Here is a 26263-nt window from a genome sequence, read left to right as displayed (position 1 = left end):
TCTAAATTCCGTCCGCAAGAGCCATGATCACCCAGCCCGCCTTCGACCTGATCTTCCGTAACGCACTGTTGCGATCATCCGCCGCGCCTGTCGACATCGGCGTGAAAGCCGGCCGGATCGCCGCGATCGAGCCAAAGCTCGCCTGCGAAGCGGTCGAGGTCGATATCGGCGGTCACCTCGCCCTGCCCGGTTTCGTCGACACCCACATCCATCTCGACAAGGCCTGTCTGCTCGACCGCTGTGGCCACGATCGCGGCAGTCTCGGTGACGCCATCCGGGCTGTGTCAGCCATGAAACGCGACTTCACAGTCGAGGATGTTTACGCACGCGGCGCCAAGGTGCTCGAACGTGCGATCGTGAACGGCACGACGCGCATGCGCACGCATGTGGAAATCGATCCGCGGATTGGTCTGCGAAGCTTCGAGGCGGTGAAGGCGCTGAAGCGCAACTATGCATGGGCGCTCGACCTGTCGCTCTGCGTGTTCCCGCAGGAGGGGCTAACCAACGATCCCGGAGCTGAGGAGCTGCTGGTCCAGGCGCTGCGCGACGGCGGCGAGACGATCGGCGGCTGTCCCTATACCGACACCGATCCGACCGCGCATCTTGCGCGCATCTTCGATCTCGCCCAGGAGTTCGACGTCGACGTCGATCTCCATCTCGACTTTGATCTCGATCCTTCCTGGTGGCATCTCGATGAGGTCTGCCGCCAGACCGAGCGGCGCAACTATCATGGACGGGTCGCGATCGGCCATGCGACAAAGCTCTCGGCATTGCCGCCGGAGCGGATGAAGGCTGCCACCGCGCAACTGGCGAAAGCCGGCGTCGCCGTCACCGTGCTGCCCGCGACCGATCTCTATCTGATGGGACGCGACGCCACCCACAACGCGCCACGCGGGCTGACCCTCGCCCACAAGCTCGCGGGCGGCGGCGTGGTTTGCTCGGTCGCCACCAACAACGTCCTCAATCCCTTCACGCCGTTCGGCGATGCCTCGCTGCTGCGGATGGCGAACTTCTACGCCAATGTCGCGCACGCCTCGGTGGGGGATTTCGACACCTGCCTCGATCTCGTGACCGAGCTGCCGGCGCGGCTGATGAACCTCGACGATTACGGCATCAAGGTCGGCAATCCCGCCGATCTCATCGTGCTTGATACGCAAGACAGCCGCTTCGCCATCGCCGAGCTGCCCGACGTCATGATGGGCTTCAAGGATGGCCGGCAGACGTTCGCACGGCAGCGGCCCGCGCTGTTCCGGCCTGGGGCCTGAACGCGTTTCCGGTCGAAGCTCCAACGGTAAAATCGTCGGGAACACGATTGATCGTCGGACCGTTTCGTACCAATTTGCGGCCGATCCGTCCTCAGATCCGAGCCCGGTAGAATCCCGGACCGTAGCTGTGCGCATTGCACAACAGGCCGCCCGGATCATATTAAAGGGGCGCACTGAACGATCTGCGTTCAGTGGGGAAGCATGTATATGTTCAGCGCATTCAGTAGCATGGATTATCGCTCCATTCGGGCCGACTCGCCGGCGGAAACGGCCGTCAAGCGCCTAAAGGGAATCGGCGAAGTCCTATCTGGCCTCGATATCTCGGCGATCCAGACGCAGGACGACATGACCCGCGCGCTCTGGACGCTGGATACTGCCGACAAGTGCATCCGCATGATTCTCACCGAGTTCCGCACCGCGCCCGCCCAGGAGCAAGTCGTCCGCGAGGCCAAGCGCCTGGTCGACCTGATCGAGCTCGCCCGTGACGAAATCTCGAACTATCGCGACCGCGGCAGGGTTTTGAGCTCAACCTACGCGTTCGGCGTCAGCGTTTGATCTTGCTCAGGATTCGGTCTGCCTCGGTACGCCAATCAGCGCTGCGCGCAAACTCCTTGGTGCCCCTGGCGCCGAACAGCCCTTCATCGGCGAGATCAGCGACCCAGGCCTGACGCTCGGCTGTGCCCTGCGCGGACCATGGTGTCAGTCCCGCCTCACGCACGGTCTCGGCGACCTCACGCACCTCCTCGGCGCGTCGGCGACCGTGCTCGATGACGCGCTGGAAGAAATAGGTGCCCTGCTTCTCCCAGTTGATCGCGGGAAAGGTTTCCGCGAGCGAGGCCAGCACGGCATCCTCGACCCCATAGGCCCGCGCGGTCGTAAAACTCTCGATGACCATGGCCTCCAGGCCCTTGATCATGATGCTGCGGCACATCTTCACCGCCGAGGACACGCCGAGTTCGTCGCTCGCAACCTTGGCGGCAAAGCCGATCGCGTTCAGCAGCGGCTCGATCTCCCTGGCGCCGGGCCCGCCAAGCAGCAGCGGCACCTTGATGCGATAGGGCGGAACCGAGGTCATCACGGCACCTTCGACATAGCGGCCGGCGGCGCCGTCGATCAGCGCCGCGGCGCGCTGCTTGGCGCCCGGAGAGGCCGAATTGAAATCGAGGAACCAGGTGCCCTGGTTGATCGCAGCGGCGCAGGCCTTCGCCACCGGCACGGCCTGGCTGGCGGTGACAGCGGAGATAATGAAATCTGATTTCGCGGTCAGCTCAGCATGAGATACTGCCAGCGTCACACCGTGTTTCGCCGCATGCTCCTTCAGCGGCGCGCCCTGCTCGCCACCGAGCTTGATGTCATAGGCCGAGACCTTGATATCCTGCTGGCGCAAATCCTCGGCCAGGATCCTGCCGACTTCGCCATAGCCGATAAGCCCGATCTGCCATCGTTTCGGATCCACCATCAGTTCAATCCTCGTGTCGTCTCGTCGAACAGCTCCTCGATCGCATAGCGGCGCGGGATCAGCGCCTGCTGGAATGCGTAGTCGACGATCAACTCCAGCGGCTTCCGGTTGGCCTCGATCCCGAACGGGACAAGGTCGGGCGCTGCCGCAGGCCCCACCTGCACCTTGTCCTGCTTGAGGAGATCATAGACACCCGCAACGATCTCGGGACGCGTTCTCGCCAGTTGCTCGGTCACGACCACGAGATGATTGACCGGTACGACACCGCGCCGGGCGTACCATCTGGCGGCCTCCGCGGCCGGATCCGGGAATAGAGGCTTCAACCTGGGACTATCAGAGGTCTCGCCGAGGACTGCGTCGAGCTCACCGTCGAGCAGCATCTGCAGAATCTTCTTGTCCTTCGGGGCGCGTTCGGTGGTGTCGACATATTCGGCCACGTGCGGATCCTCGAAGGTGACCCAGCGGATCTTGTCGAGATTGACGCCGTAATCGTTGGCGAGAATGCCCCTGATCCAAGCGCCGGTCGTCGTCGTGAACGAGCGGATGCCGACGCGCTTGCCTTCGAGATCGGACGGCCCGAGCGTTCCCTTCGTGGGATTGTAGAGCGCATAGGAATGCTGGAAGCGGCCGAGCATGGTCGCCGGCAGCAGCACCAGCGGCTTGCCGTGGGCTTTCGCCATCAGGTAGGTGACAATCGCCATCTCGCAGACATCGAAGGCCTGCTCCCGGACCATCGGCTTGAACGCGGTGTTGGTCGGCGTGTACGTGATGAAGTCGAGATCGAAAAGATCGGAGCGGAGCGCGCCGCTCTTCACCGCCTGCACGTGGGGATGATTGCCGAGCACGGCCTTCAGCTTGAGACGATCCATCCGCCCGCTCCGCTAATCTTCAGACGTCCTCGGGATTGTCGACATAGACGAGCCCGGCCTTCGCCAGCGCCTCGCGCATGCCGTACATGTCGAGACCCAGTTCGCCCGAGGCAAGGCGCTTGCGCTTGCCGCCTTCGTCAGCGTTGCGCTTCCTCGCCTTCTCGGCAACCTCGGCGGCGTAGCGCTTCGGGACCACGACGACGCCATCGTCATCGGCGACGACGATGTCGCCGGGATCGACATTGACGCCGGCACAGACCACGGGAATGTTGACCGAGCCGAGCGTTGCCTTGACTGTGCCCTTGGCCGAGACAGCGCGCGACCATACCGGAAATTCATCTCATGCAGCGCATTGACGTCGCGGCATCCGGCATCGATGATCAGCCCCTGCACGCCGCGTGCCTGCAGCGAGGTCGCCAGCAATTCGCCGAACATGCCATCGGTATTGTCGGTGGTGCAGCCGACGACGAGGATGTCGCCCTTTTTGCACTGCTCGACGGCGACATGGATCATCCAATTGTCGCCGGGCTGCGCCAGCACGGTGACGGCGGGCCCGGCGATCGACGCGCCCGCCCAGACCGGGCGCAAATAGGGCTTCATCAGACCCACGCGCCCGTAAGCCTCGTGCACGGTCGAGACGCCGTACGCCGCCATTCCGGCGGGATCGGCACGCTTGATATTGCGAACGACGACCGGCTTCATGCCAGCTCCTCCGCAACCGTCGGGAACAGGCGCTGATAGGCCTCGCCATAGGTCATGGGCACGCCGGTGTTGCGGCTGCCCTGAATGCCGCGGTTGAGCGCGACGCGCTCGTAATAACCCCAGAGATGTTTTTGCGCGGCGAGGATCTGGAATGCCTCGTACTTCTCCTTCCAGACCTCATCGATCTTGAGGAGCAGATCCGGCTTGTAGTTGCACTGCTCAGGCTGATGCGGCTCGAACAGGAACACCGGCGGCGCCGAATATTTGTACTGCGCGCCGGGCTTGTGACCCATCGCCTGCGCGACCACACGCGTCTCCTGGGCGAAATGCGCTGCGTTCGGGTGGTCGAAATTATAAGGGTCTTCCAGCGCGTGGGTCAGCACGAAGCTGGGATTGAGCTCGCGGTAGATGTCGACCATGCGGTCGAAATGCGCCTCGGTGAGCTTCAGCGGATAGTCGCCGCAGTCGAAGAACTCGATCTCCGCGCCTAGCAGCTTTGCCGCCCGCTCCGCCTCGTCCTTGCGGCCGGCCTTGACCGATTCCAGCGTCGCGCCCTTTTCCTTCCAGGCAAACTGGCTCTCGCCGCGCTCGCCAAAGGACAGGCAGACGATCTTCATGCGATGGCCCTTCTTCGCATGCAGCGCGATCGCGCCGCCGGCGCGCCAGACGAAATCGCCGGGATGGGCGGTGATGACGAGACCTGTCTTCATGGGAGAAACTCCCCTCTCTTGTTCGTAAGCATCATAAGCCGCCTGCGTCGCGCCGGAAGCCAATTCATCGGATCGCAGCGGCCACGTGTTCCTCGCCGTCGAGCACGCGCCTCAGCCGTTCGCCGTCGAGCGCGCCTTCCCATTTGGCAATCGCGATGGTCGCGACCGCGTTCCCGATCAGATTGGTCGGCGTCAGCCCCTGCGACATCAGGCGATGGATGCCGAGCACCAGTGCCACGCTCGTCACCGGGATGGTACCGGTCGCCGACAGCGTCGCCGCCAGCACGACGAAGGCGGCGCCCGCGATCCCCGCCGCGCCCTTGGAGGTCACCAGCAGGATCAGCAAGAGCTCGATCTGCTCGGCAAGCCCGAACGGCGTGTTGGTCGCCTGCGCCAGGAACACCGAGGCGGCGGCAAGGTAGAGGCAGGTGCCGTCGAGATTGAAGGAGTAGCCGGTCGGGATCACGAGCCCGACCACGCTCTTCTCGCAGCCCGCCTTCTCCAGCTTAGTCAGCATCCGCGGCAGCACCGTCTCCGACGACGTCGTAGCGATGCAGATCAGCAGCTCTTCCCAGATGTAACGGATCAGCTTGAGCAGCGAGAAGCCGCAGAGCCGCGCGACCGGGCCGAGCGCCACGACGATGAAGACCAGGCAGGTGAGATAGAAGCCGCCGAGGAGCTTGCCGAGCGAGGCCAGCGATCCCACGCCGAACTTGCCGACCGTGAAGGCGATGGCGCCGAATGCACCGATCGGCGCCGCCCACATCACGAAGCCGACGACGGCGAACACCATCTTGGCGGCGATATCGATCAGATGGACCAGCGGCGCGGCCCGTTCGCCGAGCTGCACCAGCGCAAAGCCGCAAAGGACCGAGATGAACAGCACCTGGAGGATGTTGCCTTCGGCGAAGGCGCCGATGAACGTCGCGGGCACGATGTTCATCAGGAATGGCACGAAGCCGATGACGCTGGTCTGCTTGACGTAAGGCTCGATCGCGCTGGCATTGATGCTGGCGGGATCGATGTTCATGCCGACGCCGGGCTTGAGAAAATTGATCGCAATGAGGCCGATGATCAGCGCGATCGTGGTCATGATCTCGAAATAAACTATCGCCTTCACCGCGACGCGCCCGACCCGCGCCATGTCGGCCATGTGCGCGATGCCGTGCACGACGGTGCAGAAGATGATCGGCGCGATCAGCATCCGGATCGCCTTGATGAAGGCATCCCCGAGCGGCTGCATCTTGGCGCCCGCCTCCGGACTGGCGATCCCAAGCGCGATGCCGGCCGCCATGGCGATGAGCACCTGGATCCAGAGCTCCCTCCACCAGGGCCGCCCGCGCGGCTTGTCGATCGCGATCGCCGTCATCGGTCGAACTCGAACAGGCGCGCCGGATTGTCGACGAGGATCTTCTGCTGGAACTCCGGCTCCGGCGCGAACAACGGGATCAGATCGACAAGGTCGCCGTCATTCGGCATCACCTTGACGTTGGGATGCGGCCAGTCGGTGCCCCAGATGACGCGGTCGGGCGCGGTCTCGACGATCTTTCGCGCGAACGGCACCGCGTCGGTAAAGGGCGGACCGCTGGAGGACACCCGCTCCGAGCCACAAATCTTGACCCAGCATTTTTCGTCGCGCTGCATCAGCTCGATCAAAATCTTGAACGGCAACTGGTCGAGCCCCTCGGAGGCCTTCACCCGTCCCATATGATCGATGGTGTAGCTCAGCGGCAGCCTTGCCAGCATGTCGGCATAATCAGGCAGGTCGATCGCATCGAAATGCAGGTCGATGTGCCAGCCGAGCGGCGCGACCATGGCGATGACGCGATCGAACACGCCCTTGTCAGGGACGCCACCGAGATGGCGGACGAAATTGAAGCGGCAGCCGCGAAAACCGCCCTCGTGCAGCGCACGAAGCCCGCTTTCGGTGATGGTGTCGTCGATATTGGCGACGGCGCGGTAGGCGCCGCTACTCTGCGCGATGGCATCGAGCGCCACACTGTTGTCAGTGCCGTGCACGCTGGCATTGACGATGACGGCGCGCTCGACACTGATCTTGGCATGCAGCGTGCGGAAATCCTCCAGCGGCGCATCCGGCGGCGTGTAGGATCGGTCCGGCGCATAAGGGTATTTCGCACCGGGCCCGAAGATGTGGCAGTGCGCATCGCAGGACAGTTTTGGCAGCTTGAACTTCGGCGTGCGCGTGTTCGGATCGGGCGGCGGAATGGTGGGTGTGTACATCATCGTCATCAGGTGAACTTGAACAGGCATGCGGGATTGTCGACCAGCAGCTTTTGCCGGACCTTTGCGTCGGGCGCGTAGAGGGGAATCAGGTCAACGATCTCGCCGTCGTTCGGCATGACCTTGACGTTAGGGTGCGGCCAATCGGTGCCCCAGAGCACGCGATCGGGCGCGTTGTCGATCAGCGCCTTGGCAAACGGCACCGCATCGTGGAACGGCTTGCCGACGGCGGAGGCGCGCTCGAGGCCGGTGATCTTGACCCAGCACTTCTCGTCCTTTTTCTGAAGGTCGAGCAGCGCGGTGAAGCCGGGATCGTCATGCCCCTTCCCGGCCTGCACCGTGCCCATGTGATCGATCACATAAGGCGTCGGCAGCGCAGTCAGGAGGCCTGCGAACTCGGCGATCGTGCCCGGCTCAAGATAGACGTCGATGTGCCAGCCGAGCTCGGCAACGCGGTGCACGATGCGCTGGAACTTACCCATATCGCCGACGCCGCCGAGACGCCTGAGGAAGGCAAAACGGCAGCCGCAGATGCCGGCCTTGTCGAGCGCCGCCAGCTCCTTCTCGGTCATCTCGTCATTGACGTTGGCGATGCCCCTATAGGCCCCCTCGCTCTGGGCGATGGCGTCGGTGACGACGCGATTGTCGGTGCCGTGCACGGTCGCATTCACGATGACGCAGCGCTCGACGCCGATCGTCTCGTGGACGCGGCGGAACGCCTCCAGTGGCGCATCAGCCGTGTTGTAGGGACGCTTTTCCGCGAAGGGGTAACGCGACGCCGGCCCGAAGATGTGGGTATGGCTGTCGCAGGATTTTGCCGGCAGCTTGAACGACGGCGTCGTGGGATTTGGGTCCGGCGGCGTGATCGTCGACATCGCTTTCGGCTCTGCGCCTTGCGCACACGCCTCGCTCGCAAGCGCCGTACCGGCCAGTCCGGTCAAGAGATGCAAGCACTCCCGCCTGTTCATGTTCCCAACACCCCGTCACATCGTCCGCCTGCGAGCGGAAGCGCTGTTACGCGCCTCCCCTCGGGTGGCTTCTTTCAAGTCTTGCTGCTGACGACCGGCCGCCGCCGCGCCGGCGCGGCATGATCGAGCGGCGGCGCCTGGAATGAGGCGACCGTGGCCTGCACCAGCTGCTCGATAGCGCTGGCGGCATCGCCGCCATCGGCCTCGCCGCGCGACAGGCGCGAGACGCGATCCGGCGTCACCAGCGAGTAATAGAGTGCGCCGAGCAGGAAGTGACTGCGCCAGACGATGTCGGTGCGCGGAATGTGCGGCAGGCTCTCGTGGATCGCATCGATGAAGGCGTGACTGGTGTCGTCAAAAGTCTGCGCGATGATTTTTCGCGCGACCTCGTTGCCCTCGGCCGACATCACGGCGCGCAGCCGCGTGAAGCGCGCACCGCCGCCGGCAAGGTCGCTGCCCGAGGTGAAAGCCGGCACGACGTAGGCCCGCACCACAGCCTCCAGCCGGTCCTGGAGATCGCGCACCCGCCTGGCGGCGGCGAGCAGCTCCGAACGGCGCAAATTCATCGGCCCGCAATGGCGCCGGTAGATCTCCAGCAGCAGGCCGTCCTTGGTCTTGAAATGATAGGTCACGCTGCCGGGATTGGCTCCGGCAGCCTGCGCGATGTCGCGCACCGAGACGGCGTTGAAGCCGTTGGTGGCGAACAGCTCCTCGGCCGCGGCGAGGATTGCCTCGCGCATGTTCGGCTTGCGGGCCGTTTCCTTGCTGGTGGGCTTGCGTACCATGTGATTTGTACTATCGTACAAAAGATCAGGTCTCGTCAACAAAAACCATGGGCGGCATCCGGACGGCCTGGAAGACCGATGCAAGGATGCGTGCGCCCGCAAGGAGTGCTGGGAAAATGCTGGGTTTGAACAAGACAATCGGCGGATTGATGCTGGGCGCCGGTTTGCTGCTCGCGGGCAGCGCCGCGCAGGCCGCCGACACTTATCCGAGCAAGCCGGTTCACATCCTCGTACCTTACGCGGCCGGTGGCGCGGTCGACGTGCTCGCGCGCACGTTGAGCCAGGCGCTGGCCAAGTCCTGGGGTCAGCAGCCGGTAGTCGACAATCGTCCCGGCGCCGGCGGCATCGTTGCCTCGCAGGCGCTGACGCAGGCCGCGCCCGACGGCTACACGCTGATCCTGGTCGCGAGCGGCCATCCGCTCAACCAGTTCATCTATCCGAGCGTGCCCTACGACACGTTCAGGGATTTTACCGCAATCACCGAAGTCGCCTCCTCACCGCTCGCGATCGTGGTGGCCAAGGACAGTCCCTACAAGACGCTCAGCGATCTCCTGGCTGCGGCGAAGAAAGATCCGGACAAGCTATCTTACGGCATGTCCGGAAACGGTACCTCGGCGCATCTGGCCGGCGAACTGCTGAAACACATGTCCGGCAGCAAGATCGTCGCGATCCCCTATAAGGGCGGCGCGCCGGCATTGACCGCTGTCATCGCCGGCGAGATCCCGCTCAGCATCAATCCGCTTGCGGAAGCGATCGGTCAGCTCGAAGGCGGTCCGGTGCGCGCGCTCGCGGTGACCTCGGCTGAACGCTCCAAGGCGCTGCCTGACGTCCCGACCGTCGCCGAGTCCGGCGTCTCCGGCTATGACGTCTCGGTCTGGTGGGGCGTACTTGGTCCGGCAAAAATGCCGCCGGAGATCGTGGCGAAGCTCGAAACCGATCTCAAGGCGGCGCTGCAGGATCCGAACGTGCTGTCGACGCTCGGCAAGATCGGCGCCGCTCCGGTCGGCTCCTCCGCCAAGGAGTTTGACGCCTATATGCACGCCGAGGCGACCAAATGGGAGCCGGTGCTGAAGGCGGCCAACATCCGCGCGCAGTGAGGCTCTTCAGATGAGGACCTTTTCCCGGTGCCTTGCGCGCACCGCCTTGCTCGCCGTTGCACTCATCAGCCTGTTCGGCGCGTCCGCGCGCGCCGACGGCGAGGCAAAGCTGCTGGCGCCGAGCGGCAGCTTGCGCGTCGGCATCTATCCGGGCAGCCCGACCTCGATGGTGACGGATGCCGTCGGCAAGCCGCACGGCCTCGCCTATGATCTCGGCGCCGAGCTCGCCCAGCGGCTCGGCGTTGGCGTCGATTATGTCAGGTTCGAGCGCGTTGCCGACATCGTCAGCGCGATCCACGATGGCAAGATCGACTTCACCGTGACCAACGCCACGCCGGCCCGCGCCAACGAGGTGAGCTTCAGCCGGCCCGTGCTGGCAATCGAGCTCGGCTTTCTCGTCCCGGCGAATTCGCCGATCAGAGAGGTCGAGGACATCGACAAGCCCGGTGTGAAGATCGGCGTCACCAAAGGCTCGACCTCCGAGCGCACGCTGCCGACAAAATTCAAGAACGCGACCATCGTTCCCGCCGCAAGCGTCAAGGCCGCCATCGCGATGTTCGGGAGCAGTGAGATCGATCTCTACGCGACCAACAAGCCGACGCTGTTCGAAATGTCCGACCAGATGCCGGGCGCAAGGATTCTCGACGGCAATTGGGGCCTGGAGCACATGGCCATCGCGATCCCCAGAGGACGCGAAGAGGCGCTGTCCCTGCTCAACAGCTTCGTTGCGGAGAAACAGTCGTCCGGCGCGTTGGAGACGATCCAACGTCAGGCTGGCTTGCGCGGCGCGATGAAGGTAACGCGCGAGTAGGTCTCGCCGAGCGAGACCGCACGACGCAGCTGCTGCAGTCTCTCGAAAACCTGCGAACGATTGGCGATCGCAGCATCGCGATAGCCTCGCGTCCATTTGCTGCAAATCAACGCGGCAAGGTGGACAAAGCGTCATTTGTCTTCGGGGCTGCGCTAGGCGACCAGTGCCAAGATCGCCGGAGACCGAAGAATGAACAAACCCCTGTTGTTGACACTCCATCGCTGGATCACGCTGGTCTTTGCGCTTCCCCTGTTCGCGATCATCACCACCGGCCTGATCCTGGCGTTCGAGCCGCTGATGCAAGTCAATGGCATCGGCGGTCCGGCGATCGATGCCGCGCGCGTCGTCGAGCTGGTGAAGACGTACGATGCACACAACAAGGCGCGCGGGCTTTCGATCAATGCGGCTAGCCAGCGGATGACGCTGCTAGGCTCCGGCGCGCCGGCCATCGACCTCGTGACCGGCGCACCCGCTGCGGCCAGCTCCGGCCCGACCGATCTCTTCCGGTGGGCGCGGATCACGCATGAACGGCTGCTCGGCCAGGCGTGGCTGGTGACAAGCTCGACCATCGCCATGGTCATCCTGATCCTGCTCGGCAGCCTCATGGGACTGCCGCGGCTGCGCAACACGCTCTCCGGATGGCACAAGGGCACGGCCTGGTTCGCGCTGCCGCTCGTCCTGTTGAGCCCGCTGACCGGCCTCTGCATGGCGTTCGGCCTGACGTTTCAGAGCGGAGGCGTTCCGGCCGGCAGCGGCCGTCCCCTCGCCCTGCCCGACGCGATACGCATGGTCGCGGCCTCCCACGATCTCACGCACGTGATCTCGATCGGTATGCGCGGTGGCCACATGATGGCGCGAATCTATGACGGAGGAGAACTACGCGCCTATGCCGTCAATTCATCGGAGGTCACGCCACTGCCACGCAATTGGCCGCGCCTGATCCATGAGGGAAACTGGTCGGCCCTGATCGCCTCGTCGCTCAATGTGGTGACGTCGATCGCGCTGCTCACGCTGCTGTCGACCGGTCTCCTGATCTGGGCCCGACGTAAACTGCGCAAGCGGCGACCGCGCTCCGACCGCCAGGCTGGCGCGGCCGTGGTCGGCGCCCGCTGATCGCTCGGACGGTCAATTATGCGCGCTCGCCCGCATCTTCTCCGGCCGCGCGACGGGCCGCAGGAGATCGGCATCATCGTCGGCCGACGGGATCAGGATCGCGCGCTCGCGCGGCAGCGCCTCCGGCATCTCGTCGCGGATGAAGGCGACGAGCTTTTCCCTGATCTCGCAGCGCAGGTCCCAGGATTGCGGCGCGTTTCTTGCGCTGACCAGCGCACGTAGCTCGATGGTCCGGGAGTCCGCGTCGATCACCTGGAGATTGACCACCGCGCCATCCCAGAGCTTGGACTGCTTCACGGCATCCTCCAGCCAACGCCGGATGCGCGGCACGTCGGCGCGATAATCGACGTGCAGCGCGATCACGCCGATCAGGGAGGCGGTGTCGCGGGTCCAGTTCTGGAACGGCTTTTCGATGAAGTAGGACAGCGGTACCACCATGCGGCGCCAGTCCCACAGCCGGATCACGACATAGGTCGAGGCGATGTCCTCCACCCAGCCCCATTCGTTCTCGATGATCACGGCATCCTCGATGCGGATCGGCTGCGTGATCGCAATCTGCAGGCCGGCGATCAGGTTGCTGAGCAGCGGCCGTGCGGCAAGACCGACGATGATGCCGGCCGCGCCGGCGGAGGCGAACAGGCTGACGCCGTATTGCCTCACCGAATCGAACGTCATCAGCGCGGTGGACACCGTAATGACGACGATGATGGTATCGGTGACGCGCTTGAACACGCGAACTTGCGTGACGTGCTTGCGCGCGACGAAATTCTCGGTGACATCGCGGAAATTCTGCAAGTACCGCGCCGCGCTCATGTCAACGACCCGGATCGAGATCCAGCCGATCAGGGCAATGACGGCCACGACGAACAGGCGCATCAGTGGCGTGCGGATCATGTCGTCGAGCGGGGCAAGCGGCAGGACCAATGCGACGGCCGCCAGGCAAAGCGCCAGCTGGGCCGGCCCCGCGGTGCGGTCAATGAACACGCTCAGCAGCGGAAGGCGGGTTCCGAAGGCGCGCGCGAGCAGCCATACGGCGACCCGATAGACGAACAGCGCAAGCAAGATCGCGCCGAGAACCAGACCGAGGCCGACAAACCACGACGGTATCCAGCCGAACATCCTGTCGATGTCGGCCATCAGGGCCTGCAGATTCATCGATTGTCCCCGTCATTGCATTCGCGTAGCCCGCTCAACGCCTCCCGGCCGGCTTGGCTCCCCTCTCTCGTGCAACGCAGCATTCCGCAGATGCAACCGTCGCCGAACTGCGCTAATTTGGGGGCACGATGACCAGACGTACCGGCAGCGCCGATCTTCCCTTGCACAACGGGCGGGTTCCGCCGTGGCTTGCGAGCCGCATGGCTTCGCTCGGATCGATCGTCACGCAGGCGATCGTGCATCATTACGGCCGCGATGCGTTTCTCCAGCGGCTGTCGCATCCGTTCTGGTTCCAGTCGTTCGGCGCCGTGATGGGAATGGATTGGCACTCCTCCGGCATCACCACGTCCGTGATCGGCGCGCTGAAGCGCGGGCTCGGGCCGCTCCAGGATGAGCTCGGCATTTATGTCTGCGGCGGCCGCGGCCAGCATTCGCGCAAGACGCCGGACGAGTTGATGCAGCTCGGCGACCGCGTCGGCTTCGACGGCGCAAGGCTCACCCGCGCCAGCCGCCTGGTGGCGAAGGTCGACAGCGCGGCCGTGCAGGACGGCTTCGATCTCTATCTCCACGGCTTCTTCGTGACCGCCGACGGCAAATGGACGGTGGTGCAACAAGGAATGAACGGCGACAAGCGGCAGGCCCGCCGCTATCACTGGCATTCCGAGGCGCTGAAGAGCTTCGTCGATACGCCGCACAGCGCGATCGACGGTCCGCAACAAGGCGAGATCCTCAATCTGACCGACCACCGCGCCGATGTCTCGCGCAACGCGCAGCTCGAGCTCCTCAGCTATCTCGGCCCCGATCGCATCCTCACTGAATTCGAGCGGCTCACCGGGACTGCGCCTGAGCCTGCGCAGGCCATGCTGCCGCATCTGATCATGCCCGCGCATCATGATGTCCGGCCGAAGGATGTGTTCGCGCGGCGCCTGCACGGCACCCTCGCCGCAGCCGCCGAACGCGGCCCGATCGATTTTCCGGAGCTGCTGCTGACGCCCGGCGTCGGCGCGCGCACCGTGCGCTCACTGGCGATGGTCGCCGAGGTCGTGCACGGCGCGCCCTATCGCTTCAAGGATCCCGCGCGCTTCTCGCTCGCCCATGGCGGCAAGGACCGGCATCCTTACCCCGTCCCGATCAAGGTCTACGACGAGACCATTCGCGTGCTGAAGGGCGCGATCCAGAGCGCCAAGCTCGGACGTGACGAAGAGATGCAGGCGATCAGGCGCCTCGACGACCAGGCGCGTCGGCTGGAACGCACCGCGCGCGGCCCGTCGGTCGAGACCTATATCGCCGGCGAGCGCGCGGCCTCACCCGACCTCGACGGCCGCTCCGTGTTCGGCTGGGAGCGCGACCTCGTGCCGACAAAAAAGCGGACCGGCTGAAGACCGGTCCGCGAGTTCAGCGGGAGGAACGCCCCTCTCAGGTCTCGTCAGTCTCCGGCGTCTCGTCGAGCCGGTTGGCTGCGTGATCCTGATACTGTTCGGTCTGAATGGACTTGCCGTCCATGCCGCGAATGTCCGAATGCTGGGCCTTGTCGCGGTTGGACAGGACCATGTTATCGCCGATCTTCTCCTTGGGCACATCGGTCAATGCACCGGTGCCGTCGCCCTTGCCATGCATGCCGGATCTGAAGTGCGTCTTGCTGCCGTGCCCACCTGGCATCAGTCTCTCCTCTTGGCCGTGATCTTCTCTAGTGCTTCTGTTGCGCCGCTGTCGGTTTCGGCTGCTTGTGGCCGCTCTGGCCGGAGTCGTTGTGCTTGTTGTGGTCGCTTTCCTGGTTGAGACCGCCGCGGCTCACCGGAAATTCGCTGTGTCGAGCTTCCGGCCGCGCGCGATGAGCAGCGGTACCCTCGACGTTGCGGCCGGATGCCTGATCGAGCTCCCTCGCATCGGGAACGTCAGGCTTGCGCTCGAGAATGCGAACCTGCTGTTCGTGGGTCTTTCTGCCTTGCATTCTGATCTCCAATCGTCACCTGCCGCCGCCCTTGCCGGCCGCGTCGTGGCGGTGATGGGAATCCTGCTCGCCTCCACCACCGGAGACGCGGCTGTGGCTTCGCTGCTCATCGTCCGCAGGCGGCTTCTTCACTTCCAGCGGCGCCTTCGCGTTCTCATGCGATGCGCCGGGGCCGCCCTGGCGAATACTGTTGGGTGTCTTGGTGGATGTCGACATGAATGTCGCCTCCTCAACGGTCTTGCTGGTATCCCTGATTGGTCGTGTTCTGCCTGATGTTGCCTTGCTGTCCCTGTTGGTCCGGATTTTCCGCGCGCTGCTGACCGCGCGGAGTCTGATCGGCCGATGTTTGCTTGGTGTCGCCAGTTCCCTTCCGGCTCTGATTGGCCGGCGGAACATTCGGCATTTTGCTGGTCATGATCCAACCTCTTCGAGAGATGGGACTTCTGGGCCCGGAACTGTTCCGTCCCGTGCCTCAGGTCCCGGTGGACAACAGCAAGCGCCGCAGGCCGTTCCGAGCGGATCATGGTCAGCGACGATTTGCCGAAGGAGAGAGCTTCACTCCGCCCGCACGGGAGAACGATCAGCCATCGCTGGCGCCGCAGCGGCAAATGTTCCGTGGATCTCGGCCGTGACGGGAAGCTTCGCAATCATGCGAATCCCCGGGCGCTTGCGCCAATGGATCTGCGAGGGGTCGACGGCCAGACCAAGTTTCGGCCAGCGCACGAACAGCGCTTCCAGCGCGCAGGCCGCCTCGATCCGCGCAAGCTGATGGCCGAGGCAGAAATGGATTCCCGTCCCGAACGAGAGGTGACGGTTCGGCTTGCGCTCGAGATCGAGGCTTTCGGGACGATCATGCATCGCCGGATCCATATTGGCGGCGGCGAGCATCACCATGACACGGTCGCCCTTCTTCAGACGCACGCCTTCGACCTCGACGTCCCGCCGCACATAGCGCGGTTTTGAAAATTGCACCGGGGAGACGAAACGCAGGAACTCCTCGACGGCGAGACCGGCGCGGCTCCAATCCTGCTCCAGCCAATTGCGGAGGCCAGGACTTCTGAGCAGCTCGTAGGCGGAACCGCTGATGAGATGCGTGGTCGTCTCAGAGCCGGCTGCAAGCAGCAGAAACACCATCGAGACCATTTCATCCGGCGTGATCCGGGCACCCTCGCGCTCGACCTGGACCAGTTCGGCGATCAGGCCTTCGCCGCCCTGCACGCGCGCGGCCTGCAATTGCTGCTCCAGGTAGCTCCGCATCTTTCGGAACGCCCACAGCAAGCGGAAGAAGCTGACGACATTCGTCAGCGAGGACATCGCGTTGCCCCAGGCGATGAATTTGGGCCGGTCGGCCAGAGGCAATCCCAGAAGCTCGGAGATCACTGCGAGCGGCAGGATGCGCGCGTAGCGCTGGACCAGATCGGCTGGCCGTCCCTCCGCGAACAGCTCGTCGGCCAAGCCGTCGGCAATGGCACGGATGCGCGGCTCCATCGCGACGATGGCACGACGGCGAAAGGCCTCGTCCACGATGCTGCGGAGCCTGGTATGGTCAGGCTCGTCCATCGTCAGCATGTTGTTGGCGATGGTCCTGACGAAGCTCGGCATCCACCAGCGCAGACCCGCGACGTCACCATCCTCCTTGCGCAGCGTGAAGGTAGCGCCGTCCTTCAGCACCTGAGCCGTCGCGTCATGGGTCGTGGTGATCCAGACATCGCCGACCAGAGGAAATCGCGTCGCGACGAGAGGACCGGACATGCGCAACGCCGCGATCGCCTTGGGCGGATCGCGAAAGAAGGCCTCGCTGGTAAAATCGAGGCGCGCTGTCATGGGATCACCGGAGTGATTGTTGGCGTCTCACCCAGATGGTATGCGCGGGCCAACCCGCAAGTCGGAACCCGCGCGAGGAGACGGCGATCTATCCACGCCCCGGCGAGCGCTGGCCGGTCTTGCGCTGCTGCTGGTTGGTATAGGCGTCCCAATGGCTCCAGCTGCCGTTGCTGAGGCTCTGCATGTCGGTGCCGAGCGGACGGCGCGTGCGCTTGTCGTGATCGGCGATCACGCGCTCGGACTGGGCGATCTTGCGCTTGAGTTCCGCGATCGCCTTCTGGGTCTGGCCGTTCCGCTTCGAGGAGGCGATCTCGCCCATCGTGAAGCGCGCGGTCTCCAGCGCCTTCAACTCGGCGCGATTCTTCTTCAACTGGACCCGGTGCCAGGCGATGTTGCTGTCGCTGTCCGCAACCATGTGGGAACTCCGCTGATTCGTTCCCACAGTGTATCAAGCGCCGAATCGGCGCCGCAACGGGCCCCACGCGGCGAAAATGCGGTCTTCTCAAGCTAGAATTGCGCGTTAGCGCTCGGCAAAGGCCTTTTCGACCACGAATTGGGCCGGCTCGCCGTGATTGCCCTCGACAAAGCCGCGCTCTCCCAGGAGCACGCGGGTATCAGCGACCAGTGCCGGGCTGCCGCAAATCATGACGCGGTCGTGGGCGGCCTCCAGCGCCGGCAGGCCAATATCGGCGAACAGCTTGCCTGTGGTGATGAGGTCGGTGATGCGGCCGCGGTTGCGGAAGGGATCACGCGTCACGGTCGGATAATAGATCAGCTGATTCTGAATGTACTCGCCGATCAGTTCGTCCTTCGGCAGCGTCTCGGTGATCATCTCGCCATAGGCGAGCTCCTTGACGTGCCGGCAGCCATGCAACAGCACGACCTTCTCGAACCGCTCATAGGTCTCGGGGTCCTTGATCACGCTCAGGAACGGCGCAAGGCCCGTGCCGGTGCCGATGAGGTAGAGGTTGCGCCCCTCCTCCAAATTGTCGATCACCAGCGTGCCGGTGGCCTTGCGGCTGACGATGATCTCGTCGCCTTCCCTCAAATGCTGGAGCCGCGAGGTCAGCGGACCGTCCGGCACCTTGATCGAGAAGAACTCCAGCGTGTCCTCGTAATTGGCGCTGGCGACGCTATAGGCCCGCAGCAGCGGCTTCTCGCCGACCTTGAGCCCGATCATGGTGAATTCGCCGTTGCGGAAGCGGAAGGTCGGGCTGCGCGTGGTCTTGAAGGAGAACAGCGTATCGGTCCAGTGGTGGACGCTCAAAACGCTTTCCTGATTGAAATTGCTCATCTCACCTTCCCTGTCGCTTCCAATGCGGTTCCGAGGCGGGCAGCTATGCGTCGTTTGTACACGATCATTCGTATACTAATGAATAATCCTGCTTGATCCCGCGGTCAAGGCTGCCCAAGATCGAAAGCGTTGCAGTTAGGAATAAGGAGCCCCTTCCATGGCGCATGACGCACCCCAGGCCACCGGACCCTCGAAGCTCGTGATCCGGAATATCGGCCTGATCCTGTCCGGCGCCCTGGAAAAGCCGATCCTGGATGGCGACACCATCGTCGCCGAGAACGGCAAGATCACCGCGATCGGCCGCTTCAAGGACATCGACATCGAAGGCGCGACCACGATCGTCGAGGCCAACGGGACCACGGTCGCGCCGGGCCTGATCGACAGCCACGTCCACCCCGTTGCGGGCGACTGGACGCCGCGTCAGAACCAGATCGGGTGGATCGACAGCAACCTCCACGGCGGCGTTACCACCATGATCTCCGCCGGAGAGGTGCACATGCCCGGCCGCCCCCGCGACGTCGTCGGACTGAAGGCGATGGCGATCTTTGCGCAGCGCGCATTCTGGAATTTGCGCCCCGGCGGCGTGAAGGTTCACGCCGGTGCGCCGGTGATCGAATGCGAGATGGTCGAGGAGGACTTCAAGGAGCTGGCCGCCGCCGGCGTCAAGCTGCTCGGCGAGGTCGGCCTCGGCGGCGTCAAGGACGGTCCCACTGCACGCAAGATGGTCGGCTGGGCGCGCAAATACGGCATTCAGAGCACCATCCACACCGGCGGCCCCTCGATCCCCGGCTCCGGTCTGATCGACAAGGACGTGGTGCTGGAGGCCGATACCGACGTGGTCGGCCACATCAATGGCGGCCACACCGCCCTGCCCGACGATCAGATCCGCTGCATCTGCGAGGGCTGCAAACGCGGCCTCGAGCTCGTGCATAACGGCAACGAGCGCTCCGCTCTGTTCACGCTGCGCACCGCGCGCGAGATGGGCGATCTGCACCGGGTCATCCTCGGCACCGACGCGCCCGCCGGCTCCGGCGTGCAGCCGCTCGGCATTTTGCGCATGGTCTCGATGCTGTCTTCGCTCGGCGAGCTGCCGGCCGAGATCGCGTTTTGTCTCGCCACCGGCAACACCGCCCGGATGCGCGAGCTCGATTGCGGCCTCATTGAAGTGGGGCGATCCGCCGACTTCGTCATCATGGACAAGGCCCAGCACTCGCCCGGCAAGAACATCCTGGAGAGCGTCCAGCTCGGCGACCTCCCGGGCATCGGCATGACCATCATCGACGGCATCGTGCGCACCCAGCGCAGCCGGAACACGCCGCCCGCGGGGAAAGTGCCGGAGGTGGTGGCGAAGTGACGCAGCCGGAGCGGCACACCGCTCGGCATCGCCCCTCGATGGCGTTGAACAAGTCTGCGACCTGCTGCGTCTAACGCAGGCAGCCCCCGGCGGCGGCATTTCATTGCTGGACCATCGAGGGAAACATGAAGAACTCATCGCGAATAGCCGTCGGCGTTGCTGGCGCGGTGGCGGGCTATGTCGCGATCTTTGTGCTGTTTTCCCTGTTCGATTTCGGCAACCGCGCGGACCCGATCACCTCGGGTCTATTGGGACTGTTCGTTTACTCCCCCATCGGCGCGATCGCCGGCGCGGTGGTTGCCAACTGGCTGGTGAGGCGTTCAGGCCGGGACGCGGGCAATGGCAGCATCGCGCGCAACAGCCTGAAGTCTCTCGGCGTCGTCGTCCTGCTCTGCGTCGCCGGGATCGGCATCTACATCGCTTACGCCTATGCGACTGCGACGCCATGGCTCAACCGGAACGGCGGCAATCCCCTGCTCGTATTTGAGGTCCGTTTTCCGGCCGGGGTCGCGGTGCCGACATCGGCCCAGGGCATCACCATCGAATTGCAGACCGACCTCAACACGATGCCGGGCGAAGTGACCCCGGCCGCCTTCTATCGTGACGGCGACCAGCCCGTCATCGCAGGCGAAGTCGAGCTCGCGTTTCGAACCTCGCACCGGCAGCTCGCCATCAATATCCAGGGCCAGCCGAGCCGCATCTACCCGATCGACTTGACGGCCCGGGCGCCGCATACGCCGGAGTTCGGGACCTGGCGGCGGCTCGCCGACGGTAGCGAAATTCGCTACCGCGCCAAATGGCCGGGCAAGACGTAAGCGTTCGAGATCAGCGCTTCTTCGCGATCTCACATCGCACATAGGTCTGGCGCTTGGCCTGCCCGACCGGTCCGTTGTCCATCACCAGCTTGCCGTCCACAGCGATGGAGACCCGGGGATTGGAGCGAAACTTCTCGCCCTCGCCTTCGCAGGCGAGCTTCATTTTCCAGCCAAGCTTTCCGTCAGCGGTGATCTCGCCGGCGCGGCAGCGCGTCTCGTACCAGTAGAGGCGGTTGCCGCCTTCGATGCTCATGCGGTTGGGGCTGTCGTCATCGCGGCAGTCCTTTTTGGTGGACGCCCAGAAGCCCTCGTAGGGCTGCGCGGCAAAGGCAGGCGCGCAACTGCCCGCCAGCACCGCACCGAGAGTGAGGAGCATCGTAAACTTCGCCGCGACTCTCATGACTAATACCTCGACAAGTCCCTCATCGAGGTTAGTCGCCCGTCCCCGCACCTTGTTCAACTGCCGTAGGGTGGGCAAAGCGAAGCGTGCCCACCATTGAGAAGTGGTGGGCACGGCGCTTCGCGCCTTTGCCCACCCTACGAGACCTTCTACGGCACCCTCACCGCAGCTTGTTCAACAGCGCCATCAGCATCTCGCGCTCTTTCGTGTCGAGCGGTGCCAGCGTCTCGCGGGTGATGGCGAGCGCGTTCGGCGCGACCTTCTCCGAAAGCTGCTGACCGGCGCGCGTCAGGCTGACCAGCAGCCGCCGACCGTCCTCGGGATCCTGGCTGGTTTCCGTCAACCCGCGCGCCGTGAGCCGATCGATCACGCCCTTGATCGTCGCGACGTCCATCGCCGTCAGCCGGCCGAGCTGGTTCTGCGAGCACGGCCCGGTCTCGGCGAGCTTCGACAATGCCGCCCACTGCGTCGGCGTCAAATTGGTGCCGATATCGCGGGAGAAGATCGAGCTGTGGCGCTGCCAGACCTGGCGCAGGATGAAACCGACCTGCTCGTCGAGCACATAAGGCGGTTTTGCCGGTTTGACGCCCTTCTTCACCGCGACACTTCTCGCCATCCGTCCCCCGCCTCTCACAACGACAGATGCGCGTCGCGGATATCCGGACGCGCATCGAGCTCGGCCATGGTGCCGCCGAAGCAGATGCGGCCGCGCTCGATGATGTAGGCGCGATCGGAAATCAACCGCGCGAAATGCAGATTTTGCTCGGAGACGACGATGCTGACGCCCTCCTTCTTCATGGTCAGGATGGCGTCGACCATCTGCTCCACGATCTTCGGCGACAGGCCCTCCGAGGGCTCGTCCAGCAGCACCAGCGACGGATTGCCCATCAGCGTGCGCGCAATCGTCAGCATCTGCTGCTCGCCGCCGCTCATGCGGCCGCCGGGACGGTTCTTCATCTCGCCGAGATTTGGAAACAGCGCGATTAGCTTTTCGCGCGTCCAATGCGGCGCGTTCGGACGCTTGGGCTGCTTGCCCACTTCGAGATTTTCCTCGACGGTCAGGTCAGTGAATATCCGGCGCTCCTCCGGCACATAGCCGAGCCCCTCGCGCACGATCTCGTGGGTCGGCTTGGCCGAGACGTCCTTGCCCTCGAACATGATGCGGCCGGTTCGTTGCGCGACCAGGCCGACGATCGAGCGGAACGTCGTCGACTTGCCGGCACCGTTGCGCCCGAGCAGCGCCACCACCTCGCCCTCGCCGACCTCGAAGCCGATGTCGAACAGGATATGCGCCGGGCCATAATGGCTGTTGAGGCCCTCGACGGTGAGCTTCATGTTGATGCTCCCTCGCGATGGCGGGCATCGTAGACCAGGCCCTCGCCGAGATAGACCGCCTGCACCTGCGGATTGCCGCGCACCTCGGCTGGCGTGCCCTCGGCGATCAACGTCCCTCGATTCAACACGATGATGCGGTCGGCGTGCTCGAACACCACGTCCATGTCGTGCTCGGTGAAGAGCACGCCGATCGATTTCTCCCGCGCAATGCTCGCGGTCAGCCGCATCAGGTCGACCCGTTCGCGCGGCGCCATGCCGGCGGTCGGCTCGTCCATCAACAGCAGCTTGGGCTGGTTGGCGAGCGCCACCGCAAGCTCGAGCCGCTTGAGGTCGCCATAGGCAAGCTCACCGCAGGGCCGATCGGCATAGCCGCCCATGCCGACCAATTCGAGCAGGCGGCCGGCCTCGCCGCGGTCGAACTTCGGTGCCGAACCGAACAGATTGAACAGCTGCTTCCCGTGCGAAATTAGTGCGACCTGCACGTTCTCGCGCACGGTCATGGTGGCGAAGGTCGCGGTGATCTGGAAGGTGCGCCCGACGCCGAGCCGCCAGACCTCCCGCGGCTTCCTGCCCGTGATCTCTTCACCGAGCAGGCGAACATGGCCGGTATCGGGCTTGTTCTGGCCGTTGAGCATGTCGAAGCAGGTGCTTTTTCCCGCGCCGTTCGGCCCGATCAGCGCCAGAATCTCGCCGGCGCGCAGCGAGAACGACACGCCGCGCACGGCGTGGATGCCGCCATACGATTTGGTCAAGCCTTCAACGGCGAGAAGTGGAGGTGCAACACTCATTCGGCAGACTCGATCGGCTTGGCAAGCAAGGGAGACCCCGGCGGCGATGCCTTCCTGCGGCGCTGCGCCAGCATCTCCAGCATGCCGACAATGCCCTTGGGGAAGACGACGACGATCAACATGATGAAGCCGCCGAGCACGAGCTTCGACAAATCGGTCTGGCTGACCAGCCAGATGTTCAAGGCCTTGTAGACGATGGCGCCGATCACCGCGCCGGACACCGTCTCGACACCGCCGAGCAACACCATCACCAGCGCATCGACCGAGAGCGAAATGCCGAGATTGTCTGGGAAGACACTGCCCTTGAGGTAGGCAAACAGCGCGCCGCCGATGCCGGCGGTCGTCCCTGCGATCACGAAGGCCGTCCACTGGATGCGCTTGGCATTGATGCCGATCGCCTCGGTACGCAGTAAAGAGTCGCGCGTCGCCCTTAGCGCGTAGCCGAATGGCGAGAACACCATCGCCCGCAGCGCGATGGTCACCAGCGTAGCAACGCCGAGCGCCAACCAGTAGAAGTGCGACGGGCTCGCCGCCCATTTTTCCGGCCAGACGCCCAATATGCCGTTGTCGCCGCCGGTGACGCTCACCCATTGGAACGCGATCGACCAGACGATCTGCGCGAAGGCGAGCGTCAGCATGGCGAAGTAGACGCCGGAGAGCTGCACGGCGAAGAAGCCGAACACGGCGGCGCCCATGCAGCCGAGCAGCGGCCCGAGCAACAGGCACACGATCATCGGCAACCCCGCCATCTTGGCGAGGAAAGCGACGCCATAGGCACCGAGCCCGAAATAAGCAGCATGGCCGAAGGACGCGAGCCCGCCGACCGACATCAGGAAGTGCAGGCTGACGGCGAAGATGACGAAGATCGCGATCTCCGAGCCGACGGTCAGCGCGTAGTTACCGGCGAACAGCGGCAGCGTCGCTGCAATCACGAGCGCGGCAAGCGCCATCAGCCGCTCGTTCTGCGTCAGCGGCCGCCACGGATTGACGGTGAGACCGGGCGTCTTGCGCGCGGGCGCCTCCGGCTTGCCGAATAGGCCCCAGGGGCGCACGATCAGCACCACCGCCATCACCAGGAAGACCAGGATGATGGAGATCTTCGGGAAGATCAGGATGCCGAAGGCATTGAGCTCGGAGACCAGCACCGCCGCGACGAACGCGCCGACGATGCTGCCGAGGCCGCCGATCACGACCACGACGAAGACTTCGACGATGATGCGCAGATCCATCGCGTGATGCACGGCATCGCGCGGGATCTGAAGCGCGCCGCCCAGCGCGGCGAGGAAGACACCGACCGCGAACACGGACGTGAACAGCCATTTCTGATTGACGCCGAGGGCTGCGACCATGTCGCGGTCCTGCGTCGCCGCGCGCACCAAAACGCCCCAGCGCGTGCGCTGGAACAGCAGCCAGAGAATGCCGAGCACGACGGGGCCCAGCACGATCAGGAACAGGTCGTAGCTCGGGATGTTCTGGCCGAAGAAATCGATCGCCCCCTTGAATCCGGGCGCACGACGGCCGACGAGATCGTCAGGCCCCCAGATCAGCACCACGAGATCCTCGACCATCAAGGTCAGGCCGAAGGTTGCGAGCAGCTGGAACAGCTCCGGCGCGTGATAGATGCGCCGGAGCAGCACCATCTCGACCAGCACACCGATCAGCGCCACGGCAATCGCCGCGAGCACGATGCCGCCCCAGAAGCCGAAGGCACCCGACAGGCGCTCCGTCAGCGTGAAGGCGATGTAGGCGCCGATCATGTAGAAGGCGCCATGCGCGAAATTCACGATCCGCGTCACGCCGAAGATGATCGACAGGCCCGAGGCCACCAGGAACAGCGACGCCGCGCTGGCGAGACCGGTCAGAAACTGTACGACGTAAAAGGCCATCGGCGGTCCGGGTTGGGGTTGCATGCCGCGGCACGCGGGTCTTGGTTCACCTCTCCCCGCTTGCGGGGAGAGGTCGAATTTGCGCGATGCGCAAGTTCGGGTGAGGGGGAGTCTCCGCAAGGCTCGCTGTCACCTCCCTCGCGGAGGCTCCCCCTCTCCCCGCAAGCGGGGCGAGGGAGAAGGAAGACATCAATCCTTCGGACGCAGCTTCTCGACTTCGGCATCGCTGGGCAGATAGTCCGCGCCCTTCTTGTAAGCCGAATCCACCATCACGCCCTTGCCGTCCTTCAGTGCGGTCTTGCCGACGAAGGCACCGAGCGTCGACTGATGGTCGATCTTGCGGAAGGTGATCTCGCCGAATGGCGAAGGCATCGACAAGCCCTCCGCGGCAGCGATCAGCTTCTCCGGATCGGTCGAGCCCGCCTTCGCCAGGATCGCGGCGGCCGCCTTGATGGTTTGGTAACCGACGATGGAGCCGAGGCGCGGATAGTCGTTGTACTTGGCCTGGTACGCCTTCAGGAACGCGTCATGCTCGGGCGTCTTGATCGAGTACCAGGGATACCCGGTGACGATCCAGCCCTCGGGCGTCTCATCCTTGAGCGGATCAAGATACTCCGGCTCGCCGGTCAGGAAGGAGACGACCTCGCGCCCCTTGAACAGGCCGCGGGTGTTGCCTTCGCGCACGAGCTTGACGAGGTCGGCACCGAAGGTGACGTTGAGGATCGCTTCGGGATTGGCGGCGGCAACCGCCTGCACCACGGGGCCCGCGTCGATCTTGCCCTGCGGCGGCCACTGCTCGTCGACCCACTGGATGTCAGGGCGCTTCTCCGACATCAGCTTCTTGAACACGGCAACGGCGGACTGGCCATACTCATAGTTTGGCGCGATCGTCGCCCAGCGCTTGGCCGGCAGCTTTGCGGCTGCTTCCACCAGCATCGCCGCCTGCATGTAGTTGGAGGGACGCAGGCGGAAGGTGTATTTGTTGCCCTTGGACCAGGTCACGGCATCCGTCAGCGGCTCGGCCGCGAGGAAAAACACCTTCTTCTGGTTGGCGAAATCGCTGACGGCGAGGCCGATGTTCGACAGGAACGTACCCGTCAGCATCGCGACGCCCTCGCTCGACACCAGCTCATTCGCCGCAGTCTGCGCGTCCGCCGGCTTGCCGCCGTCGTCCTTCGAGACCACAACCAGCTTCTTGCCGTTGATGCCGCCGGCCGCGTTGATCTCTTCGACCGCAAGCTGCCAGCCCTTGCGATAGGGTTCGGTGAACGCCGGCAGCAGCGAATAGCTGTTGATCTCGCCTATCTTGATGTCCTGCGCCAGGGCCGAATGAGCCATGCCGCCCGCCAGAAGCGCGAAGGCCGCGCCGACGAAGTAATTTCTTGCTCGCATCCCAACCTCCAGTTTTGAACTCTTTACGTCTTCTGCGTGATCTCATCCG

29 protein-coding genes and 1 pseudogene are annotated in these 26263 nt (G+C 64.3%); 8 read left to right on the top strand and 22 right to left on the bottom strand.

The window, feature by feature from the left end; genetic code table 11:
• The first annotated feature begins 23 nt into the window (after positions 1-23).
• Both GGD66_RS00595 and GGD66_RS00590 read left to right on the top strand, forming a co-directional pair.
• Positions 24-1265, top strand: coding sequence for an amidohydrolase family protein (locus GGD66_RS00595; RefSeq protein WP_183256608.1), 1242 nt, complete (start codon positions 24-26; stop codon positions 1263-1265).
• 207 nt (positions 1266-1472) lie between these two features.
• Positions 1473-1820, top strand: a complete 348-nt coding sequence (locus tag GGD66_RS00590) for a hypothetical protein (RefSeq protein ID WP_183256607.1) — start codon at positions 1473-1475, stop codon at positions 1818-1820.
• Here the strand turns inward: GGD66_RS00590 and GGD66_RS00585 are convergent.
• The 8 genes and pseudogenes from GGD66_RS00585 to GGD66_RS00550 form a co-directional block, all read right to left on the bottom strand.
• Positions 1810-2727 carry a DUF1932 domain-containing protein gene (locus tag GGD66_RS00585; RefSeq protein ID WP_183257126.1) on the bottom strand — a complete coding sequence of 306 codons (918 nt, stop codon included), beginning with the start codon at positions 2725-2727 and terminating at the stop codon, positions 1810-1812. The two genes, GGD66_RS00590 and GGD66_RS00585, sit on opposite strands and share 11 nt — an antisense overlap.
• Positions 2724-3593: a hypothetical protein gene (locus tag GGD66_RS00580; RefSeq protein ID WP_183256606.1), complete on the bottom strand. Its 870-nt coding sequence runs from the start codon at positions 3591-3593 to the stop codon at positions 2724-2726. The genes GGD66_RS00585 and GGD66_RS00580 overlap by 4 nt, the downstream gene beginning before the upstream one ends.
• 19 nt (positions 3594-3612) lie before the next feature.
• Positions 3613-4295 (bottom strand): annotated as a pseudogene (locus GGD66_RS00575) (4-carboxy-4-hydroxy-2-oxoadipate aldolase/oxaloacetate decarboxylase).
• Positions 4292-5005 carry a PIG-L deacetylase family protein gene (locus tag GGD66_RS00570; RefSeq protein WP_183256605.1) on the bottom strand — a complete coding sequence of 238 codons (714 nt, stop codon included), beginning with the start codon at positions 5003-5005 and terminating at the stop codon, positions 4292-4294. Before GGD66_RS00570 ends, GGD66_RS00575 begins: the two are co-directional and overlap by 4 nt.
• Positions 5006-5069: 64 nt before the next feature.
• A complete protein-coding gene (gene dctA / locus GGD66_RS00565; protein ID WP_183256604.1) occupies positions 5070-6374 on the bottom strand; it encodes a C4-dicarboxylate transporter DctA in 1305 nt (434 codons plus the stop codon).
• Positions 6371-7255: an amidohydrolase gene (locus GGD66_RS00560; RefSeq protein WP_183257125.1), complete on the bottom strand. Its 885-nt coding sequence runs from the start codon at positions 7253-7255 to the stop codon at positions 6371-6373. Before GGD66_RS00560 ends, dctA begins: the two co-directional genes overlap by 4 nt.
• Positions 7255-8214: an amidohydrolase gene (locus tag GGD66_RS00555; RefSeq protein WP_183256603.1), complete on the bottom strand. Its 960-nt coding sequence runs from the start codon at positions 8212-8214 to the stop codon at positions 7255-7257. The genes GGD66_RS00560 and GGD66_RS00555 overlap by 1 nt, the downstream gene beginning before the upstream one ends.
• Before the next feature lie 74 nt (positions 8215-8288).
• Complete coding sequence (locus GGD66_RS00550) at positions 8289-8999, bottom strand: TetR/AcrR family transcriptional regulator (protein WP_183256602.1); 711 nt, start codon at positions 8997-8999, stop codon at positions 8289-8291.
• A 116-nt stretch (positions 9000-9115) separates the two neighbouring features.
• On the opposite strand from GGD66_RS00550, the gene GGD66_RS00545 reads away from it, so the two are divergent.
• From GGD66_RS00545 to GGD66_RS00535, 3 genes are all read left to right on the top strand, one after another.
• Positions 9116-10096: a tripartite tricarboxylate transporter substrate binding protein gene (locus GGD66_RS00545; protein ID WP_183256601.1), complete on the top strand. Its 981-nt coding sequence runs from the start codon at positions 9116-9118 to the stop codon at positions 10094-10096.
• A 10-nt stretch (positions 10097-10106) separates the two neighbouring features.
• Positions 10107-10907, top strand: a complete 801-nt coding sequence (locus GGD66_RS00540) for an ABC transporter substrate-binding protein (RefSeq protein WP_183256600.1) — start codon at positions 10107-10109, stop codon at positions 10905-10907.
• A gap of 189 nt (positions 10908-11096) precedes the next feature.
• The gene (locus GGD66_RS00535; RefSeq protein ID WP_183256599.1) at positions 11097-12020 is read left to right on the top strand and encodes a PepSY domain-containing protein; all 924 of its coding nucleotides are present in this window, start codon (positions 11097-11099) and stop codon (positions 12018-12020) included.
• A 12-nt stretch (positions 12021-12032) separates the two neighbouring features.
• Here GGD66_RS00535 and GGD66_RS00530 read toward each other — a convergent pair whose 3' ends face one another.
• Entirely contained in the window at positions 12033-13175 is a 1143-nt protein-coding gene (locus tag GGD66_RS00530) for a mechanosensitive ion channel family protein (protein ID WP_092252494.1), read from the bottom strand.
• 128 nt (positions 13176-13303) lie between these two features.
• Here GGD66_RS00530 and GGD66_RS00525 point away from each other — a divergent pair, with 128 nt between their 5' ends.
• Positions 13304-14554, top strand: a complete 1251-nt coding sequence (locus GGD66_RS00525; protein WP_183256598.1) for a DUF763 domain-containing protein — start codon at positions 13304-13306, stop codon at positions 14552-14554.
• Between the two features lie 37 nt (positions 14555-14591).
• Here GGD66_RS00525 and GGD66_RS00520 read toward each other — a convergent pair whose 3' ends face one another.
• From GGD66_RS00520 to GGD66_RS00490, 7 genes are all read right to left on the bottom strand, one after another.
• Positions 14592-14834 carry a hypothetical protein gene (locus GGD66_RS00520; protein ID WP_018320985.1) on the bottom strand — a complete coding sequence of 81 codons (243 nt, stop codon included), beginning with the start codon at positions 14832-14834 and terminating at the stop codon, positions 14592-14594.
• A gap of 28 nt (positions 14835-14862) precedes the next feature.
• Positions 14863-15126 carry a hypothetical protein gene (locus tag GGD66_RS00515; protein WP_183256597.1) on the bottom strand — a complete coding sequence of 88 codons (264 nt, stop codon included), beginning with the start codon at positions 15124-15126 and terminating at the stop codon, positions 14863-14865.
• Between the two features lie 15 nt (positions 15127-15141).
• Positions 15142-15342 (bottom strand): hypothetical protein, encoded by a 201-nt coding sequence (locus GGD66_RS00510; RefSeq protein WP_018320983.1) that lies wholly within the window; start codon positions 15340-15342, stop codon positions 15142-15144.
• Positions 15343-15355: 13 nt separating this feature from the next.
• Complete coding sequence (locus GGD66_RS00505; protein WP_092252488.1) at positions 15356-15541, bottom strand: hypothetical protein; 186 nt, start codon at positions 15539-15541, stop codon at positions 15356-15358.
• 140 nt (positions 15542-15681) lie between these two features.
• Positions 15682-16950 carry a cytochrome P450 gene (locus tag GGD66_RS00500; RefSeq protein ID WP_183256596.1) on the bottom strand — a complete coding sequence of 423 codons (1269 nt, stop codon included), beginning with the start codon at positions 16948-16950 and terminating at the stop codon, positions 15682-15684.
• A gap of 88 nt (positions 16951-17038) precedes the next feature.
• Positions 17039-17365 (bottom strand): hypothetical protein, encoded by a 327-nt coding sequence (locus tag GGD66_RS00495; protein ID WP_018320980.1) that lies wholly within the window; start codon positions 17363-17365, stop codon positions 17039-17041.
• A 105-nt stretch (positions 17366-17470) separates the two neighbouring features.
• A complete protein-coding gene (locus tag GGD66_RS00490) occupies positions 17471-18244 on the bottom strand; it encodes a ferredoxin--NADP reductase (RefSeq protein ID WP_018320979.1) in 774 nt (257 codons plus the stop codon).
• Positions 18245-18401: 157 nt separating this feature from the next.
• Between GGD66_RS00490 and GGD66_RS00485 the strand changes: the two genes are divergently transcribed.
• Together GGD66_RS00485 and GGD66_RS00480 are read left to right on the top strand one after the other, a co-directional pair.
• Positions 18402-19598, top strand: a complete 1197-nt coding sequence (locus GGD66_RS00485; RefSeq protein WP_183256595.1) for an amidohydrolase family protein — start codon at positions 18402-18404, stop codon at positions 19596-19598.
• A 125-nt stretch (positions 19599-19723) separates the two neighbouring features.
• Positions 19724-20413: a hypothetical protein gene (locus tag GGD66_RS00480; RefSeq protein ID WP_183256594.1), complete on the top strand. Its 690-nt coding sequence runs from the start codon at positions 19724-19726 to the stop codon at positions 20411-20413.
• Between the two features lie 10 nt (positions 20414-20423).
• On the opposite strand, the gene GGD66_RS00475 is transcribed toward GGD66_RS00480, so the two are convergent.
• The 6 genes from GGD66_RS00475 to GGD66_RS00450 all read right to left on the bottom strand — a co-directional run bounded on the left by GGD66_RS00475 (position 20424) and on the right by GGD66_RS00450 (position 26214).
• Positions 20424-20813, bottom strand: coding sequence for a hypothetical protein (locus tag GGD66_RS00475; RefSeq protein ID WP_018320976.1), 390 nt, complete (start codon positions 20811-20813; stop codon positions 20424-20426).
• A gap of 160 nt (positions 20814-20973) precedes the next feature.
• Positions 20974-21429 carry a MarR family winged helix-turn-helix transcriptional regulator gene (locus GGD66_RS00470; RefSeq protein WP_018320975.1) on the bottom strand — a complete coding sequence of 152 codons (456 nt, stop codon included), beginning with the start codon at positions 21427-21429 and terminating at the stop codon, positions 20974-20976.
• A 14-nt stretch (positions 21430-21443) separates the two neighbouring features.
• Positions 21444-22148, bottom strand: a complete 705-nt coding sequence (locus tag GGD66_RS00465) for an ABC transporter ATP-binding protein (RefSeq protein ID WP_183256593.1) — start codon at positions 22146-22148, stop codon at positions 21444-21446.
• Complete coding sequence (locus GGD66_RS00460) at positions 22145-22936, bottom strand: ABC transporter ATP-binding protein (RefSeq protein WP_018320973.1); 792 nt, start codon at positions 22934-22936, stop codon at positions 22145-22147. Before GGD66_RS00460 ends, GGD66_RS00465 begins: the two co-directional genes overlap by 4 nt.
• Positions 22933-24822: an ABC transporter permease gene (locus GGD66_RS00455; protein ID WP_092252474.1), complete on the bottom strand. Its 1890-nt coding sequence runs from the start codon at positions 24820-24822 to the stop codon at positions 22933-22935. Before GGD66_RS00455 ends, GGD66_RS00460 begins: the two co-directional genes overlap by 4 nt.
• A 189-nt stretch (positions 24823-25011) precedes the next feature.
• A complete protein-coding gene (locus GGD66_RS00450; RefSeq protein WP_183256592.1) occupies positions 25012-26214 on the bottom strand; it encodes an ABC transporter substrate-binding protein in 1203 nt (400 codons plus the stop codon).
• Between the last annotated feature and the right edge of the window lie 49 nt (positions 26215-26263).

The organism is Bradyrhizobium sp. CIR48 (assembly GCF_014198315.1).
GTDB lineage: Bacteria > Pseudomonadota > Alphaproteobacteria > Rhizobiales > Xanthobacteraceae > Bradyrhizobium.
The sequence above is the reverse complement of the archived record's forward strand: the minus strand, read 5'-3'. Positions and strand labels throughout refer to the sequence as shown.